At 66.1% G+C, this 16,934-nt stretch carries 14 protein-coding genes; 4 read left to right on the forward strand and 10 right to left on the reverse strand.

What is annotated here, in order from left to right:
• The first annotated feature begins 148 nt into the window (after positions 1-148).
• Complete coding sequence (locus tag CFB41_RS01275; protein WP_089455426.1) at positions 149-2,419, forward strand: NADP-dependent malic enzyme; 2,271 nt, start codon at positions 149-151, stop codon at positions 2,417-2,419.
• A gap of 148 nt (positions 2,420-2,567) precedes the next feature.
• Here CFB41_RS01275 and CFB41_RS01280 read toward each other — a convergent pair whose 3' ends face one another.
• A complete protein-coding gene (locus CFB41_RS01280; protein WP_089455427.1) occupies positions 2,568-6,158 on the reverse strand; it encodes an indolepyruvate ferredoxin oxidoreductase family protein in 3,591 nt (1,196 codons plus the stop codon).
• Between the two features lie 330 nt (positions 6,159-6,488).
• On the opposite strand from CFB41_RS01280, the gene CFB41_RS01285 reads away from it, so the two are divergent.
• Positions 6,489-6,683, forward strand: a complete 195-nt coding sequence (locus CFB41_RS01285) for a hypothetical protein (protein ID WP_089455428.1) — start codon at positions 6,489-6,491, stop codon at positions 6,681-6,683.
• Positions 6,684-6,815: 132 nt separating this feature from the next.
• Here the strand turns inward: CFB41_RS01285 and hppD are convergent, their stop codons facing one another.
• Positions 6,816-7,913, reverse strand: a complete 1,098-nt coding sequence (gene hppD, locus CFB41_RS01290) for a 4-hydroxyphenylpyruvate dioxygenase (protein WP_089439018.1) — start codon at positions 7,911-7,913, stop codon at positions 6,816-6,818.
• 212 nt (positions 7,914-8,125) lie between these two features.
• Between hppD and CFB41_RS01295 the strand changes: the two genes are divergently transcribed.
• Positions 8,126-8,650, forward strand: a complete 525-nt coding sequence (locus CFB41_RS01295) for an Lrp/AsnC family transcriptional regulator (protein WP_089439019.1) — start codon at positions 8,126-8,128, stop codon at positions 8,648-8,650.
• A 57-nt stretch (positions 8,651-8,707) separates the two neighbouring features.
• On the opposite strand, the gene CFB41_RS01300 is transcribed toward CFB41_RS01295, so the two are convergent.
• The 8 genes from CFB41_RS01300 to paaA all read right to left on the reverse strand — a co-directional run bounded on the left by CFB41_RS01300 (position 8,708) and on the right by paaA (position 14,985).
• Positions 8,708-9,355: a GNAT family N-acetyltransferase gene (locus CFB41_RS01300; RefSeq protein ID WP_089455429.1), complete on the reverse strand. Its 648-nt coding sequence runs from the start codon at positions 9,353-9,355 to the stop codon at positions 8,708-8,710.
• Positions 9,356-9,590: 235 nt separating this feature from the next.
• Entirely contained in the window at positions 9,591-10,196 is a 606-nt protein-coding gene (locus tag CFB41_RS01305) for a TetR/AcrR family transcriptional regulator (protein ID WP_006482923.1), read from the reverse strand.
• 16 nt (positions 10,197-10,212) lie between these two features.
• The gene (locus CFB41_RS01310; protein WP_089439020.1) at positions 10,213-11,037 is read right to left on the reverse strand and encodes a DUF1835 domain-containing protein; all 825 of its coding nucleotides are present in this window, start codon (positions 11,035-11,037) and stop codon (positions 10,213-10,215) included.
• A 128-nt stretch (positions 11,038-11,165) separates the two neighbouring features.
• The gene (gene paaE / locus CFB41_RS01315; RefSeq protein ID WP_089455430.1) at positions 11,166-12,254 is read right to left on the reverse strand and encodes a 1,2-phenylacetyl-CoA epoxidase subunit PaaE; all 1,089 of its coding nucleotides are present in this window, start codon (positions 12,252-12,254) and stop codon (positions 11,166-11,168) included.
• A 5-nt stretch (positions 12,255-12,259) separates the two neighbouring features.
• The gene (gene paaD, locus CFB41_RS01320) at positions 12,260-12,820 is read right to left on the reverse strand and encodes a 1,2-phenylacetyl-CoA epoxidase subunit PaaD (protein ID WP_089439022.1); all 561 of its coding nucleotides are present in this window, start codon (positions 12,818-12,820) and stop codon (positions 12,260-12,262) included.
• A gap of 27 nt (positions 12,821-12,847) precedes the next feature.
• The gene (paaC, locus tag CFB41_RS01325; RefSeq protein ID WP_089455431.1) at positions 12,848-13,651 is read right to left on the reverse strand and encodes a 1,2-phenylacetyl-CoA epoxidase subunit PaaC; all 804 of its coding nucleotides are present in this window, start codon (positions 13,649-13,651) and stop codon (positions 12,848-12,850) included.
• A gap of 10 nt (positions 13,652-13,661) precedes the next feature.
• Positions 13,662-13,946 carry a 1,2-phenylacetyl-CoA epoxidase subunit PaaB gene (gene paaB / locus CFB41_RS01330; protein ID WP_089439024.1) on the reverse strand — a complete coding sequence of 95 codons (285 nt, stop codon included), beginning with the start codon at positions 13,944-13,946 and terminating at the stop codon, positions 13,662-13,664.
• Positions 13,947-13,986: 40 nt separating this feature from the next.
• The gene (gene paaA / locus CFB41_RS01335; RefSeq protein ID WP_089455432.1) at positions 13,987-14,985 is read right to left on the reverse strand and encodes a 1,2-phenylacetyl-CoA epoxidase subunit PaaA; all 999 of its coding nucleotides are present in this window, start codon (positions 14,983-14,985) and stop codon (positions 13,987-13,989) included.
• A 198-nt stretch (positions 14,986-15,183) separates the two neighbouring features.
• On the opposite strand from paaA, the gene CFB41_RS01340 reads away from it, so the two are divergent.
• Positions 15,184-16,452, forward strand: coding sequence for an SGNH/GDSL hydrolase family protein (locus tag CFB41_RS01340; protein ID WP_089455433.1), 1,269 nt, complete (start codon positions 15,184-15,186; stop codon positions 16,450-16,452).
• Positions 16,453-16,934: the final 482 nt, after the last annotated feature.

A 16,934-nucleotide genomic window follows, 5' to 3' on the forward strand; every position in this document is an offset into this window, starting at 1 on the left:
TCTTGCCACCCGCCAAGGTTCGATGGCGTGCCGATCCGGCGCGTCGCGTGCCGTCTCGCAGTCGATCACCCCCTCGATTCAAGCAGACGCGGCCGAAGGTGCGGCGTACTGAACCGTCAATATTTCGCATGTCTCTCGCAGGTCAATCATGGACGAACAACTGAAGCAGGCCGCACTCGCTTATCACCTGAACCCGAAACCCGGCAAGATTTCGGTCACCCCGACCAAGCCGCTGTCGAACCAGCTGGATCTCTCACTCGCGTATTCGCCGGGCGTCGCCGCTGCGTGCGAAGCGATCCACGCCGATCCGCTCGACGCGCAGAAGTACACGTCGCGCGGCAACCTCGTCGGCGTCATCACGAACGGCACCGCCGTGCTCGGCCTCGGCAACATCGGCCCGCTCGCCGCGAAGCCGGTGATGGAAGGCAAGGGCTGCCTCTTCAAGAAATTCGCGGGCATCGACGTGTTCGACATCGAACTGTCGGAGTCCGACCCCGACAAGCTCGTCGAGGCGATCGCGATGCTCGAGCCGACGCTCGGCGGCATCAACCTCGAGGACATCAAGGCGCCGGAATGCTTCTACATCGAGCAGAAGCTGCGCGAGCGCATGAAGATTCCCGTCTTCCACGATGACCAGCACGGCACCGCGATCATCGCGTCGGCCGCGATCCTGAACGGCCTGACGGTCGTCGGCAAGAAGCTGTCCGAAGTGAAGCTCGTGTGCTCGGGCGCGGGCGCCGCGGCGATCGCGTGTCTGGACCTGCTGGTGAACCTCGGCCTGACGAAGTCGAACATCCTCGTCGCCGATTCGAAGGGCGTGATCTACGAAGGGCGCGGCAACCTCGATCCGTCGAAGCAGCGCTATGCGGCGACCACCGACGCACGCACGCTCGCCGACGCGATCGTCGGCGCGGACGTGTTCCTCGGCTGCTCGAGCGCGGGCGTGCTGAAGCAGGACATGGTCAAGACGATGGGCGAGCGCCCGTTGATCCTGGCGCTCGCGAACCCGGAACCGGAAATTCGCCCGGAAGACGCGAAGGCCGTGCGCCCGGACGCGATCGTCGCGACCGGCCGTTCGGACTACCCGAACCAGGTCAACAACGTGCTGTGCTTCCCGTTCATCTTCCGCGGCGCGCTCGACGTCGGCGCGACGACGATCACGGAAGAAATGAAGCTCGCGTGCGTGCGCGCGATCGCCGAGCTGGCGCAGGAAACCGACCAGAGCGAGGAAGTCGCGAAGGCGTATGAAGGCCACTCGCTCGAATTCGGGCCGGACTACCTGATTCCGAAGCCGTTCGACCCGCGCCTGATCATCAAGATCGCGCCGGCCGTCGCGCAAGCCGCGATGGATTCGGGCGTCGCCACCCGTCCGATCCAGGACATGGACGCGTACCGCGAGCAGCTCGGCGCGACCGTCTACCGCACCGGCATGGTGATGCGTCCGGTGTTCGCCACCGCGAAGCAGAAGCAGGCCCGCATCGTGTTCGCCGAGGGCGAGGACGAGCGCGTGCTGCGCGCTGCGCAGTTCGTGCTGCAGGAAAAGATCGCGAAGCCGATCCTCGTCGGCCGTCCGTCGGTCATCGACATGCGCCTCGCGAAGATCGGCTCGAAGCTGAAGGCCGGCACCGATTTCGAGATCGTCGATCCGGAAGACGATGCGCGCTACCACCGCTACTGGCAGGCGTATCAGGAGATCGGCGCGCGCGACGGCGTGACGCCGGAAGTCGCGAAGGCGGCGATGCGCAAGTTCAACACGCTGATCGGCGCGATGCTCGTGCATCTGGGCGACGCGGACGGGATGATCTGCGGGATGATCGACACGTTCCACAGCCACCTGAAGTTCATCGAGCAGGTGCTGGGCCGTGCGAAGGGCGCCGAGCACTTCGCGGCGATGAACCTGCTGATGCTGCCGGGCCGCAACCTGTTCGTGTGCGATACGTACGTGAACGAGCTGCCGAGCGCGGAACAGCTCGCCGACATGACGATCCAGGCCGCGGCCGAGATCGAGCGCTTCGGCATCGTGCCGAAGGCTGCGCTGCTGTCGAACTCGAACTTCGGCAGCGCGCCGTCGGCGTCGTCGCGCCGCATGGGCGAAGCCCGCAAGCTGATCGTCGAACGTGCGCCGAACCTGGAAGTCGACGGCGAAATGCACGGCGACGCGGCGCTGTCGGAAATGATCCGCAAGCAGGCCTTCCCCGGCACGACGCTGTCGGGCGAAGCGAACCTGCTGATCATGCCGAACGTCGAAGCGGCGAACATCGCGTACAACCTGCTGAAGATGGTCGGCGGCGAAGGCGTGACGGTCGGCCCGTTCCTGCTCGGCGCGGCGAAGCCGGCCCACATCCTGACGCCGGCCGCGACCGTGCGCCGGATCATCAACATGACGGCCGTTGCCGCCGCGAACGTGAACACGAAGTAAGTCCACGCCCGCGTGTGCCGCGCTTCACGCGCGGCGCAATGAAAAACGCCACGGAACCTGCGTTCCGTGGCGTTTTTTTTCGCGAAGCGACGTGAGCGGATAGCCGCTCACTGGCGGGCATCCGGCCGCGAATGCCCGCCGCGTGCCGTTACGCGACCTGCTGGTGCGACTGGCCGCCGGCCGGCGAACGCCACTTCGCGAGGAGCGTGTCCCACTTCACCCGTACCGCGCGCAGGTTGTTCTCCTTCACGTGGCCATAGCCGCGAATGCCGTCCGGCAGCGCCGCGAGTTCGACGCCGAGCGGGCGGTTGGCCGCGTTCAGCTTGGCGAGCACCTCGTCGATCAGCGCTTCGTACTCGCCGATCAGCGCACGCTCGGTGCGACGCTCCGCGGTACGGCCGAACGGGTCGAGCCCCGTGCCGCGCAGGAACTTCGCCTTCGCGAGCAGCCGGAACGCCGACATCATCCACGGGCCGTACGCCTTCTTCACGAGATGGCCGTGGGCGTCCGTTTTCGCGAACAGCGGCGGCGCGAGGTGGAATTTCAGCTTCCAGTCGCCTTCGAACTGCGCGGTCAGGCGCGCGAGGAATGCCGGATCGGACTGCAGCCGAGCGACCTCGTATTCGTCCTTGTACGCCATCAGCTTGAACAGGTTGCGCGCGACCGCTTCGGTCAGCTGCTCCTGCGCCGTGTCGCCGTCCGCCAGTGCGCGCTCGGCGGCGCGCACCTTGTCGACGAACGCCGCATAGCGTGCCGCATACGCGGCATTCTGGTACGCGGTGAGGAATTCCACGCGCTTCGCGATTAGCGCGTCGACCGCCTTCTTCGTGTGCAGCGAAATCACCGTGGCGCCTTGCACGGGGCGCGCGTCGCCGGCCGCGGCCTGCTTCACGCTCGCCAGGTCGTATGCGGCGCGGCGGCCCCAGTCGAAGGCGGCACGGTTCTTCTCGACCGATACCGCATTCAGCTCGATCGCGCGCACCAGCGACGCGAGCGTGAGCGGCAGCCAGCCCTTTTGCCACGCGTAGCCGAGCACGAACGGGTTCGTGTAGATCGCGTCGCCGAGCAGCGCGACCGCGAAGCGGTTCGCGTCGATGAAATCGACGGCTTCGCCCGCCGCCGCACGGATGTCGTTTTCCGCGGACAGGCCGGGGAACGACCAGTTCGGGTTCTTGATGAACTCGGCGGTCGGCGTCTGCGCGCTGTTGACGACCACGCGCGTCGTGTCGTGCCGCATCCGCGACGTGCATTCGTCGCCGGCCGTGACGATCGCGTCGCAGCCGATCACGAGGTCGGCTTCGCCCATCGCGATCCGCGTTGCGTGGATGTCGGTCGGCGCGTGCGAGATCTGCACGTGGCTCATCACGGCGCCGCCCTTCTGCGCGAGGCCGGTGACGTCGAGCACGGTCACGCCCTTGTTTTCCAGGTGCGCGGCCATCCCGAGCAGTGCGCCGATCGTGACGACGCCCGTGCCGCCGACGCCCGTGACGAGCACGCCGTAGGCGCGGTCGATGTCCGGCAGCGTCGGTTCGGGGATCGGCGGCAGTGCGTTGCCGTCGACCGACACGGCCTTCGGCTTCTTCAGCTGGCCGCCCTCGACCGTGACGAAGCTCGGGCAGAAGCCCTTCACGCACGAGAAATCCTTGTTGCAGCTCGACTGGTTGATCTGGCGCTTCGTGCCGAATTCGGTTTCCAGCGGCTCGACCGACAGGCAGTTCGACTGCACCGAGCAGTCGCCGCAGCCCTCGCACACCGCGTCGTTGATCACGACGCGCTTGGCCGGGTCCGGATACGTGCCGCGTTTGCGGCGGCGGCGTTTCTCGGTCGCGCAGGTCTGGTCGTAGATCAGGATCGTCGTGCCTTCGATCTCGCGCAGCTCGCGCTGCACGTCGTCGAGCTGGTCGCGGTGATGGATCGTCACGCCCGGCGCGAGCAGCGCCTTCTGGCTGTCGTACTTCTCCGGCTCGTCGGTGACGATCACGATCTTCTTCGCGCCTTCGGACGCGAGCTGGTGCGTGATCTGCGGCACCGTCAGCACGCCGTCGACCGGCTGGCCGCCCGTCATCGCGACGGCGTCGTTGTAGAGGATCTTGTAGGTGATGTTCGCTTTCGACGAGATCGCCGCGCGCACGGCCAGCAGGCCCGAGTGGAAATAGGTGCCGTCGCCGAGGTTCGCGAACACGTGCTTCTCGTCCGTGAACGGCGCCTGGCCGATCCACGGCACGCCTTCGCCGCCCATCTGGCTGAAGGTGCTCGTGCTGCGGTCCATCCACACGGTCATGTAGTGGCAGCCGATGCCGGCGATCGCGCGCGAGCCTTCCGGCACGTTGGTCGACGTGTTGTGCGGGCAGCCCGAGCAGAACCACGGCTTGCGCTCGGTCTGCACGTGCGGCTTCGCGAGCGCCATTTCCTTCGCGTTGATCACGGCGAGGCGCGCGGCGATGCGCGCCCGCACGTCGGACGGCAGCTCGAACTTCTCGAGGCGTGTCGCGATCGCCTTCGCGATGATCGCGGGCGACAGCTCGTAGTGCGCGGGCAGCAGCCAGTTGCCCATCGGCACCGACCATTCGCCGCCGGCGCCGTCTTTCTCGTCGAACTTGCCGAACACGCGCGGACGTTGCCCGTCGGGCCAGTTGTACAGCTCTTCCTTGATCGCGTATTCGAGGATCTGGCGCTTTTCCTCGACGACGAGGATTTCGTCGAGCCCGCGCGCGAACGCCTGCGCGCCCTGCGCTTCGAGCGGCCACACGCAGCCGACCTTGTAGAGCCGGATGCCGATCCGCGCGCAGGTTTCGTCGTCGAGGCCGAGGTCGGTCAGCGCCTGGCGCACGTCGAGGTACGCCTTGCCGCCGGTCATGATCCCGAAGCGCGCGCTCGGCGAATCGATCTCGATGCGATCGAGCTTGTTTGCACGCACGTAGGCGAGCGCCGCATACCACTTGTAGTCGAGCAGCCGGGCTTCCTGCACGAGCGGCGGGTCGGGCCAGCGGATGTTCAGGCCCCCTTCCGGCAGGATGAAGTCGGTCGGCAGCACGATCTCGGTGCGATGCGGGTCGATGTCGACCGATGCCGACGATTCGACCACGTCCGTCACGCACTTGAGCGCGACCCACAGGCCCGAGTAGCGGCTCATCGCCCAGCCGTGCAGGCCGAAGTCGAGATATTCCTGCACGTTGGACGGGAACAGCACCGGTAGCCCGCAGGCCTTGAAGATGTGTTCGGACTGGTGCGCGAGCGTCGACGATTTCGCCGCGTGGTCGTCGCCGGCGAGCACCAGCACGCCGCCGTGCTGCGACGAGCCGGCCGAGTTCGCGTGCTTGAACACGTCGCCCGTGCGGTCGACGCCCGGGCCCTTGCCGTACCACATGCCGAACACGCCGTCGTGCTTCGCGCCGGGGTACAGGTTCACCTGCTGCGAGCCCCACACGGCGGTGGCGGCGAGATCTTCGTTGAGGCCGGGCTGGAAGACGATCTGGTGGGCGGCCAGGTGCTGCTTGGCTTTCCAGAGCGACAGATCGAGGCCGCCGAGCGGGGAACCGCGATAGCCGGAGATGAAGCCGGCGGTATTGAGGCCGGCGGCACGATCGCGTTCCTGCTGGAGCATCGGCAGGCGCACGAGGGCCTGGATGCCGCTCATGTACGCGCGGCCGCGTTCCAGTGTGTATTTGTCGTCAAGCGTGACGGACTTCAGCGCGGCTTCTAGCGATGCGCGTTGGCCTGCGTCTAGCGGGGCATTCATTAACTGTCTCCTCCACCCAGTTTGGGATCACCAAAACTCGACTGCTTCGGGCGTCTTGTGGACGCGTCTGCAGTGGCCGGCATATTGGCCGGTTTTAAGCGATGGTAGCACTGGGGCAAACCCGCCGCCCATCGGTTGGAACGCGGGGGAATTGCGGCGGCGCATCAGAAAAACAGGGCGGAACCATGCGTTACATCATGTAAAAGCATGTAAAGCCGGCCCCATCTTCGGGCAAACGCCGTTAATCTTGTCGGCCTGCCGGAGGTGCCCGGTCGCGTTGGCTTGTTTCGACGCAATCGGGGAGGCGCCGGCAGTTTTACAGGAGGTGCAATGAACACACGTCATATCCAGAGTTTCCTGATCGTGTCCGCCGCGTTTTTCTCGATGACCGGCCCGGTGCACGCGCGAGGCGCGAGCGCCCTGGCGGCCGCCGGCGCGCAGATGCAGCAGATCGTGCCGGGCCAGGACGCCGTCGCGCAGCCGTCGGCCGAGCGCGCCGTCGAGTCGAAGGCGAACGCGCGTTGATCCGCTCGCGCGGCCCGCGGGCCGCGCCGGAATGCAAAAAGGGCGGGAATCCACGGATTCCCGCCCTTTTTATTTGCGCCGCGGGATCGTGCAGGCTGCCGGGTTGCCCCGGGCAGCCGCCCGCCGGATGCGTCAGGCCTTGTCCTGCACGACGCCGCGGCGGATCTGGTCGAGTTCGATCGATTCGAACAGCGCCTTGAAGTTGCCTTCGCCGAAGCCCTGGTTGCCCTTGCGCTGGATGATCTCGAAGAAGATCGGCCCGATCTGGTTCTCGGTGAAGATCTGCAGCAGCAGGTCGTCGCGCGCGCCGTCGATCAGGATCTTGCGCTTCTTCAGTTCGTCCAGCGATTCGCCGTGGTTCGGCACGCGGCGGTCGACCAGTTCGTAATACGTGTCGATCGTGTCGAGCAGCTTCACTTCCTTGCTGCGCAGGCCATCGACCGCCTGGTAGATGTCGGCGGCGCCGAGCGCGATGTGCTGGATGCCTTCGCCGTGGTATGCGTCGAGGTATTCCTGGATCTGGCCGGCCGTATCCGAGCCTTCCTCGTTGATCGGGATGCGGATCTTGCCGCACGGCGACGTCATCGCCTTCGACTTCACGCCCGTCACCTTGCCTTCGATGTCGAAGTAACGCACTTCGCGGAAGTTGAACAGGCGCTCGTAGAACTCGGCCCATTCCTGCATGCGGCCGCGATGCACGTTGTGCGTCAGGTGATCGATGTAGGTGAGGCCGTGGCCGACCGGGTTCGGGTTCGCGCCGGCGATCGGCTCGAAGTCGACGTCGTAGATGCTGATGTCGCCGATGGCGCCCGGTTGCGCGCCGTTCTTGCCGCGCCAGCGGTCGACGAAGTAGATCAGCGAATCGCCGATGCCCTTGATCGCCGGGATGTTCAGCTCCATCGGGCCGGTCTTGTTGTCGAAGCCCCATGCGCCGAGTTCCAGTGCGTGCTGGTACGCCTTCGCGGCGTCCTGCACGCGGAACGCGATCGCGCAGATCGACGGGCCGTGCAGGCGCGCGAAGCGTTGCGCGAACGAATCGGGTTCGGCGTTGATGATGAAGTTGATGTCGCCCTGGCGGTACACCGTCACGTCCTTGTGGCGGTGGCGCGCGATCGCGGTGAAACCCATCCGTTCGAACAGTTGTCCGAGCGCTTTCGGGTCCGGTGCCGTGTATTCGATGAATTCGAAGCCGTCGGTGCCGACGGGGTTGTCCCAGTTCGGGATCTGCATGGCGTGTCTCCTGTGGGGGCGATCGGCCGGGGCGACGTGTGCAGGCCCGGCCTGGTTCGATGTCGAACGTGGCACACGCGGTGGCGTGCGCGACGAATCGGTGCGTGCGACAAAGTGTAGCGGGCAGCCGCGAGCGTAAACTTGCGAACTTAATTGCCCGAACCTACGATGGCGCAATTTCCCGTCTCAAACCATTCATTGGAGGGCAGAAGATGGCGCAAGCCGAATTGGATGCCATCGACCGGCGGATTCTCGCGATTCTTCAGGAGAACGGGCGCCTGTCGAACCAGGAAATCGCCGAGCGCGTGAACCTGTCGCCGAGCCCGTGCCTGCGGCGGATCCGGCGGCTCGAGGAGATCGGCGTGATCACCGGTTATGTCGCGCTGCTGGACCCGCAGAAGCTCGGGCTCGACCTGCTCGCGTACGTGAGCGTGCGGCTCGAGAAGCGCGGCGGCCTGGCGCCGGTGCGGGCCGACGAAACGTCGGCGCGGGCGGGCGCGACCCATGCGGACCTGTTTCGCGCGGCCGTGCAGACCTGGCCGGAAGTGGTCGCGTGCCATGCGATGACGGGGGACATGGATTACCTGCTGCGCGTGCAGGTCGAGGACATGGCGCATTTCTCCCGCTTCGTGCAGGAGCATCTGCTGCATCACCCGTCGGTGATCGACGTGAAGACGAGCTTTTCGCTCGAATGCTTCAAGGAGACGACGGCGTTGCCGATTCGTTCGGTGCGCTAGTGCGCGGGGGGAAAGGGGAGGCCGGGCGCGCGGCAGGCGCGGCCCGGCTGGCTGAAGTTACGCCGTCAGCGCGGCGGGCATCAGCGATTCGATGAACTTCGTGGTGCGGCGCGCCTGGCGCTTCATCGCGTAGTCGAACACCGCGGCCTGCTCCTGCAGCATCTCGGCGATGATCGTCGAGTGGTCGGCCGGCGGCAGCGACAGGTACGCATCGGCTTCGCCGTACGCGTACTCGATCCGCATCCCGGATTTCTTCGCGATGTGCATCATCGTTGCGTTACGCGACAGGCAGTGCATGTACAGCATCGTCACGTGCGTGTTGCGGCTGCGGATCGCCGCGCGCTCGAACAGCTTCGAGCCGACGCCGCGGCCGCGTGCGCTTTCGAGCACCGACACGCCGAATTCGGCCGTGCGCTTGTTGCCCTCGGCCGGCAGGTAGGCCAGGTGGCCGACGCCGATCAGTTCGAGGTCGTGGTCGAACACGCCGAACACGGTGTCGCGGCCGAAGTCGATCGTGCGGACATAATTCTCGATCACGTGGTCGGGCACCATCTGGCCGAAGCGCAGCAGGCGGTCCTCTTCGTCGAGCGAGAGAAAGTGGGTGAGCATCTGCTCACGGTCTTTGGAAGCCAGTTCCCTGACGAGAACCGGCGCACTGCCGACCGTGCCGACAACTTCGGCAGGGCCGTTGAATTGCGTGTTCATCGTGGGTTCCTCAGTGTGTGGGTGCACAAGCGGATTGTGCAATGCAACAGCATTTTACCCGACGAGGGTTGGGGAAAACCCGTATTTGACGTTATTTGTGCCGAGGAGAAATTCTAAAACCGCTTAGTTAATTTAGTATCTATTTGATTTTTAACGGATTTAAAATTCATCATATGAAATGCGCGGCAAGTGGTCGAAGTGTACCCGTCGCGCAACGCATGCTGCTGCGCGGCAATCAGGCCGCCGTCGACAGCCCGCGCTCGATCAGGTCGATCACCTGCTCGGCGAAGTCCCGGTAGCCGAGGCGGCCGCCCGGCTTCAGCCATGTGAACGTCCAGTTGATCATCCCGAACACCATCATCGTCACGGACGTCTGGTTTTCCTTCGAGATGCGGTCCGGGTATGCGCGTGCGAGCTGTCGCGTGAACGCCGCGACGATGTCGCGCTGGCGGTCGAGCACGATTTCGCGCTGCGCGTCCTCGAGATACTTCACGTCGTTGAGCAGCGCGACGTGCCGGCTGTGCGACGTCTCGTATTCGGCGAGGAACGCACGCACGAGCTCAGCGAACGCATCACGCTCGCTGAGGCCGCGTCGCTGGCTCGCCCCTTCCACCTCGGCGATGATCAGCATCAGCCGTTTCGTGTAGCGGTCGAGCAGGTCGAACAGGATCGCTTCCTTGCTCTCGTAGTAGTGATAGAGGCGCGCCTTGGACGTGCCGCTCGCGGTCGCGAGATCGGACATCGACGTGCTCGGGTAGCTCGTCTGCGCGAATTTCTCGGCGGCCAGATCGAGGATCTGCTCGCGCTGGGATTCGTGGTCGGGCGCTCGGGTACGGGCCATGGTCGAATGGGGAAGATTAGCGGTGCGCGGTGGCCGTGCGGGCCGCGCGCACCTGCGTGGAAGAGAGGGCGTCGGGCGCGTCGTCCTGCAGCTCGAGCCGGCCGGCTGCCGCGAGTTCGCGGCAGCGCCACCAGGCGATCGAGTCGCTGACGAACAGCCCGCCGCGGTCGGCGTCGGCCATGATGGTGCCGACGAGGCGCGCCGCGGGCCGCCAGTCGGTTTCCGCGCGCGCGACGATCAGCGCGTCGAGGTCCTCATAGTAGCCGCTCTTGATCGTGTTGCTGACCCAGTAGCGCAGCTCGGCGTTCAGGTGTTTCGCCTCCTGCCATTCGAGTGCGAGGCGGCCGATGCGCAGTACCGAGATCGGCGCGGCCACCGGGCGCTTGCGCGCCAGCTCGGCCGGCGAGAACATGCCGGTCGCGCACGCCTGGTCGGTGCGCGACAGCGCCGTGCGCTGCGCCGAGTCGAGATCGGCGGCCGACAGACGCACTTCGTTCAGGCGTTGCGGGACGTTGCGCAGGTGATAGGCGACGCGGCGCAGCAGCAGCTTGTCGCCGACGCTCGGCGCATGCCACACCACCACCTGGCCGGTATCCGTCGCGAGCTGGTCGAGGCGCGCGAACTCGCCTTCGATCTCCGCGTTCCAGTCGGGAATCTGGTCGCCGAGCACGCGCTGCCAGAAGGCGGCGCGCGTGTCGGGCGTCTCGTCGGCGCCCTTGAGCGGCCCGACGCCGAGATCGTCGAGCAATCCGACGACGCGCTCGTCGCGTCCGGCTTGCGCGAGTGCCTCGCGCAGCGACGCGGCGGCGGTGCCGCCCTGAATCACATGAATGGTACTCATCGGCCTGTCGTCAACAAAAGAAAACCGCCGGCCGGGCGGACGTTGCGATGTCCAGCCGGCCGGCGGCCCCTAGTGTAAGCGAGATGTGTGACGGCGAGAAACCGTCCGGCGCCGCGACGCGACGTCGCTCAACGCTCGTCGTAGCTCACGACGACCTTGTCGCTGACCGGGTGGCACTGGCACGTGAGCACGAAGCCGTCCTTCACTTCATGCTCTTCGAGCGTGTAGTTCTTCTCCATCCGCACTTCGCCCTCGAGCACCTTCGCGCGGCACGTGCAGCACACACCGCCCTTGCACGCGTACGGCAGCGCGAGGCCCGCGCGCAGGCCGATGTCGAGCAGGCTCACGCCTTCGTACGGCAGGCGCAGCTTGCGTTTCTTGCCGTCGAGCACGATTTCGAGGTCGGCGGCCGGCGTCTGGTCGGTGATTTCGACGATCGGCGCGCCGGCCTGCGGCAACGGTGTGCCGAAGCGCTCGACGTGCACCTTCGCCTGCGGCACGCCGGCAGCCTTCAGCGCGGCCTCGGCTGCATCCATCATCGGCGCGGGGCCGCAGATGAATGCCTCGTCGATCGCGTCGGCCGGCATCAGCGTGTCGAGGAATTCCGCGCATTTCGCCTGGTCGAGCACGCCGTTGAACAGCGCGACGTCCTGCTGGTCGTCCGACAGCACGTGATAGAGGACGAAGCGGTTCATGTAGCGGTTCTTCAGGTCCTCGAGCTCCTCCGCGAACATGATCGCGTCGACGCTGCGGTTGCCGTAGATCAGCGTGAACGTGCTGCGCGGCTCGAGTTCGAGCGTCGTCTTCACGATCGCGAGCACCGGCGTGATGCCGGAGCCGCCGGAAAACGCGACGTACTGCTTGCCGTGATCGGCGTTCAGGTGCGTGAAGAACCGGCCGTCCGGCGTCATCACGTCGATCGTGTGCCCCGGCTTGAGCGAGTCGAACGCGAAGTTCGAGAAGCGGCCGCCGCGCACCCGCTTGATGCCGATGCGCAGTTCGCCGTCACGATCGTAGTCCGTCGTGCCGACGCAGATCGAATACGAGCGGCGCGTTTCCTCACCGTCGATGTGGGTCTTCAGCGTGACGAACTGGCCCTGCGTGAAGCGGTACGCATCGCGCAGATCGGGCGGCACGTCGAAGGAGACGGTGACGGCGTCGGCGGTCTCGGGCCGCACGTCGCGGATACGCAGCGGATGAAATTGCGGGGTCGCCATATCGATTAATAAGGTTTGAAGTAGTCGAAGGGTTCGCGGCAGTCGACGCAGCGATACAGCGCCTTGCAGGCCGTGGACGCGAATTGCGCGAGACGCTCGGTGCGGGCGGAGCCGCAGCGCGGGCATGCGGGGGCCGCGACCGGTCGCGGCACGAAGCGCACGACGTTTTCCCGCGGCGCGGCGGTGCCGCACTGTCCGACCGGCGGCGCGATGCCGTACGCGCGCAGCTTGTCGCGCGCTTCCTGCGTGATCCAGTCGGTCGTCCACGCGGGGGCGAGCACCGTCTCGATCCGGTGCGCCGGGAGGTCCGCGGCCTGCAGCGCGGCAGCGATGTCCTCCGCGATCTGCGACATGGCCGGGCAACCCGAGTAGGTCGGCGTGATGACGACCTCGAGCTGGCCGTCGTCCGCGCGGCGGACGTCGCGCAGGATGCCGAGCTCGCGGATCGACACGACCGGGATCTCGGGATCGGGCACGGCTTCGAGCACGTCCCATGCACGGGCGAGCAACGGGTCGGCGTGGCGCGCGACGGGATCGGCGTTAGCGGGGGCGGTCTGGACGGACATCGTCGGGCTCCGTTGGGCGGCGGCCGGTTACCAGCTCGCGCCGGGATGCTGGCGTGCGAGGCTCTGCAGTTCCGCGAGCAGGTAGCCCATGTGCTCCGAGTGCTCGCCCTGCTTGCCGGTCGTCACATGCTGCACGGGGGCCGGCAGCGTGAGCGTCGCTTCCGCGAGCGCGTCGTCCACGTCCGCGCGCCATGCTGCTTCGAGCGTGGCCGGCGCGGGGGCGATGCCCGCGGCGGCGACCGCGTCGTCGATTGCATCGGCAGCGAAGAATTCGCGCGTGTACGGCGTCAGGTAGTCGAGCGCGTTCTGCGCGCGGCGGTGCGATTCGTCGGTGCCGTCACCGAGGCGAACCAGCCACTCGCGTGCATGCTGCACGTGATAGCGGGTTTCCTTTACCGATTTCGCGGCGATCGCGGCGAGCTGCGGGTCGGTCGACGTTTCGAGTGCGGTCCACACGTGCAGCATCAGCGCCGAGTACAGGAAGTTGCGCACGATCGTCACCGCGTAATCGTTGTCGGCGCGCGCGGTGCCGGCGATCGGGCCATAGTGCGGCAGCTCGGCGAGCGTGAAGTTCGCGAACTCGCGCTCGGTGCGAAAGTACGCGTAGTCGTCTTCGGTCTTCGTCGCGCCGGTGAGCTGGCGCTCGAGTTCGGCCGCGTGCGTATACAGCATGCGCGCCTGGCCGATGAGGTCGAGGCTCATGTTGGTGAGCGCGATGTCTTCCTCGAGGATCGGGCCGTGGCCGCACCATTCGGCGTTGCGCTGACCGAGGATCAGCGTGTTGTCCGCGAGGCGCAGCACATAGGAGAGGTGTTCGGGCGTGATCGTCATGGCGCGGGCGTTACATGTGGTTGACTTCGTCGGGCAGCGTGTAGAACGTCGGGTGACGGTAGATCTTGTCGCCCGCCGGTTCGAACAGCTCCGCCTTCTCGTTCGGATCGGACGCGGTAATGGCCGCCGACGGCACCACCCAGATGCTCACGCCTTCCTGGCGGCGCGTGTAGACGTCGCGCGCCATGCGCAGCGCCATCGATGCGTCGGCGGCGTGCAGGCTGCCGCAATGCTTGTGGTCGAGCCCCTGCTTGCTGCGCACGAACACTTCCCAGATCGGCCATTCCTTGTTCATCACTTTCTCCTCAATCCTGAATTCGATGGTGTGCCGCCGCTCAGGCAGCGTGCTGTTCGGCGCGGGCGCGGCGCTTGGCTTCGTGGGCGAGTGCGGCTTCGCGCACCCATGCGCCGTCCCCGTGCGCTTTCACGCGGGTCGCGAGGCGTTCCTTGTTGCACGGGCCGTCGCCGTTGACCACGCGCCAGAATTCGTCCCAGTCGATCGTGCCGTAGTCGTGATGGCCGCGCGCCTCGTTCCACTTCAGGTCGGGGTCGGGCAGCGTCACGCCGAGCACCTTCGCCTGGTCGACCGTCGCGTCGACGAACTTCTGCCGCAGATCGTCGTTCGAGATCCGCTTGATGCCCCATTTCGCGGACTGGTTGCTGTGGACCGAATCGGCGTCGCTCGGGCCGAACATCATCAGCACCGGCCACCACCACCGGTTCACGGCCTGCTGGACCATTGCGCGTTGCGCGTCGGTGCCCTTCATCATCGACAGCAGTGCGTCGAAACCCTGGCGCTGGTGGAACGATTCTTCCTTGCACACGCGGATCATGGCGCGCGCGTACGGGCCGTACGTGCAGCGGCACAGCGGAATCTGGTTCATGATCGCGGCGCCGTCGACGAGCCAGCCGATCACGCCGACGTCGGCCCAGGTGGGCGTCGGGTAATTGAAGATGCTCGAGTATTTCGCCTTGCCGGCGAGCAGTGCGTCGATCAGCGAATTGCGCGACACGCCGAGCGTTTCGGCCGCGCTATAAAGATAGAGGCCGTGACCGGCTTCGTCCTGGACCTTCGCGAGCAGGATCGCCTTGCGCTTCAGGCTCGGTGCGCGTGAGATCCAGTTGCCTTCGGGCAGCATGCCCACGACTTCCGAGTGCGCGTGCTGCGAGATCTGGCGAACCAGCGTCTTGCGATAGGCATCGGGCATCCAGTCCTGCGGTTCGATCTTGCCGTCGGCGGCCATGACCGCATCGAACCGCGCCTGCTCGGGCGACTCGGCTGCGGCGTCGAGCGGCGCGACGTTGCCTGGGATGTCGAGGGATTGCGTGTACATGGCGAAGCTCTCGTCCGGTGAATGTGTGCGAAGTATAAACCAACCGACCGGTCGGTTAATATATTTCTTGCGGATTTGCGGCGAGACTCGGGTAAACGAGGGACGTCGGGGCGCGATCGGGCGGCGTGACGGTGATCCGGGGCGTGGGGTTCGCGTCTTCTGCGGCACAATGCACGCTTTCCGACGAGGATTTTGCCGATGTCATTTCGAAGCAGTATCGCCGCGGCCGTGCTGGGCGCGGCCGTCTCTGTCTCGCCGCTCGCGGCGTCGGCCTCGGCCGCGCCGGCCGGATGGGTGGCGGCGTGGGCGACCGCGCTGCAGCCGATCCCCGACCTGGCCGCACCGCCGCCGCTCTATCGCGCACCCGACGTGTCCGGACGTGCCGTGCGCCAGATCGTCTATCCAACGGTGTCGGGGCGTGCCGCGCGGATCCGCGTCAGCAATGCCTACGGACGTGCGCCGCTGGTCGTCGAGGCGGCGAGCCTCGCGCGCGCCGGTGAAGGGGCGGCGCTGGCTGGTGCCGCGGCGCCGGTCCGGTTCGGCGGCAAGGCGTCGGTGACGCTGGCGCCAGGCCAGGAACTCGAAAGCGATCCGGTGGCGATCGATGTGGCGGCCGGGCGGCCGTATGCGATCAGCCTCCAGATGGGGGCGAACCAGCGGATGACGGTCTGGCACCGCGTGTCGAACCAGTTCAATTACGTGTCTGCACCGGGTGATCACGTGAGTGATCCGGGCGCCGCCGCGTTTCGCACCCGATTTACCCAATACGCATGGGTGAGCGAGCTCGCGGTCGAGGCCGGTTCAGCGCGCGCCAGCGTAGCGGCGATCGGCGATTCGATCACCGACGGACTGCGCTCGAGCGTGAACCGGAATCACCGCTGGCCGGATGCGCTCGCGCGTCGGCTGACTGCCACCGGCGTGGAGTCGATCGGTGTCGCGAATCTTGGTATCAGCGGGAATCGGCTGCTCAGCGATTCGGCTTGCTATGGCACGTCGCTGGCGTCGCGGTTCGAGCGCGATGCGCTGTCGCGCGCAGGTGTGAAGGCCGCGATCGTGCTGATCGGTATCAACGACATCAATTTTGCGGCGATGCCGCCGCACGCGGGGCTCGATTGCGACCACCCGCATACGCAGGTCACGGCTGCATCCTTGATCGACGGCTACCGCCGGCTGATCGAAGCGGCGCACCGTCAGGGCGTGAAGGTCTTCGGCGCGACGCTGACGCCGGCTGGGCTACCGGCGGGGCGCGAGGCGATCCGGCTCGAGGTGAACCGGTGGATCCGGAGCGGTAGCGGGTTCGATGGCGTGGTCGACTTCGATGCTGTGCTGCGCGATCCGGCGCGCCCGAGCGTGCTGCAGCGCCGATACGATAGCGGGGACGGTATTCATCCGAGCGACGCTGGCTACACGGCGATGGCCGACGCGGTGCCGGTCGAGCAACTGCAGGCTGCGGTGGTCGGCAAGTGACGCGTCTCTATATATAGAGGGAAGTGTTGCCGGCAACGCGTAGGTCAGCGGCACCCCTTGGCCCGTCGAGCCCAAAGCCCCCGTGCGCGTCAGCGCACGGGGGCTTTTTCAAAATATTTTCACAAAGGGCTTGCGTAGACGGGGGTGGGTGCTTAGAATCACGCCTCTTTCGCGCTAACGGAAACGCGGCGCGGGAGAAGGGAAGCAGGGTGGGTGGTGTGCTGGAGCGCGCCACTGGCCTGGAAGTTGAGCCCCGCAGTCGCAACGATGTAGTGTAAAAAAGTTGTTGACGAACTGCGAAACACGGTTCATAATCTCGCTTCTCTGCTGCTGAAAACGCAGCGCTGCCGGGAAGCACGAAGTTCCTCGCAGAATGCTCTTTAAAAATTAACAGCCGATAAGTGTGGGCGCTTGATGGAAGCGAGCTGATCCTCGGATCAGATAGCGAAAGTATCAAGAGTCTCACACTAAAGTAAGTCAGG

It is taken from the genome of Burkholderia sp. AU33803 (genome assembly GCF_002223095.1).
Classification (GTDB): domain Bacteria; phylum Pseudomonadota; class Gammaproteobacteria; order Burkholderiales; family Burkholderiaceae; genus Burkholderia.

Bases quoted from the DNA above. Each gene is read 5' to 3' on its own strand.
- paaD (WP_089439022.1), bottom strand. From the start codon at position 12,820: ATGTCCGTCCAGACCGCCCCCGCTAACGCCGATCCCGTCGCGCGCCAC.
- CFB41_RS01305 (WP_006482923.1), bottom strand. From the start codon at position 10,196: ATGGCCCGTACCCGAGCGCCCGACCACGAATCCCAGCGCGAGCAGATC.
- paaB (WP_089439024.1), bottom strand. From the start codon at position 13,946: ATGAACAAGGAATGGCCGATCTGGGAAGTGTTCGTGCGCAGCAAGCAG.
- paaC (WP_089455431.1), bottom strand. From the start codon at position 13,651: ATGACGATCACGCCCGAACACCTCTCCTATGTGCTGCGCCTCGCGGAC.
- CFB41_RS01310 (WP_089439020.1), bottom strand. From the start codon at position 11,037: ATGAGTACCATTCATGTGATTCAGGGCGGCACCGCCGCCGCGTCGCTG.
- paaE (WP_089455430.1), bottom strand. From the start codon at position 12,254: ATGGCGACCCCGCAATTTCATCCGCTGCGTATCCGCGACGTGCGGCCC.
- CFB41_RS01340 (WP_089455433.1), top strand. From the start codon at position 15,184: ATGTCATTTCGAAGCAGTATCGCCGCGGCCGTGCTGGGCGCGGCCGTC.
- CFB41_RS01285 (WP_089455428.1), top strand. From the start codon at position 6,489: ATGAACACACGTCATATCCAGAGTTTCCTGATCGTGTCCGCCGCGTTT.
- CFB41_RS01280 (WP_089455427.1), bottom strand. From the start codon at position 6,158: ATGAATGCCCCGCTAGACGCAGGCCAACGCGCATCGCTAGAAGCCGCG.
- CFB41_RS01300 (WP_089455429.1), bottom strand. From the start codon at position 9,355: ATGAACACGCAATTCAACGGCCCTGCCGAAGTTGTCGGCACGGTCGGC.
- paaA (WP_089455432.1), bottom strand. From the start codon at position 14,985: ATGTACACGCAATCCCTCGACATCCCAGGCAACGTCGCGCCGCTCGAC.
- hppD (WP_089439018.1), bottom strand. From the start codon at position 7,913: ATGCAGATCCCGAACTGGGACAACCCCGTCGGCACCGACGGCTTCGAA.
- CFB41_RS01275 (WP_089455426.1), top strand. From the start codon at position 149: ATGGACGAACAACTGAAGCAGGCCGCACTCGCTTATCACCTGAACCCG.
- CFB41_RS01295 (WP_089439019.1), top strand. From the start codon at position 8,126: ATGGCGCAAGCCGAATTGGATGCCATCGACCGGCGGATTCTCGCGATT.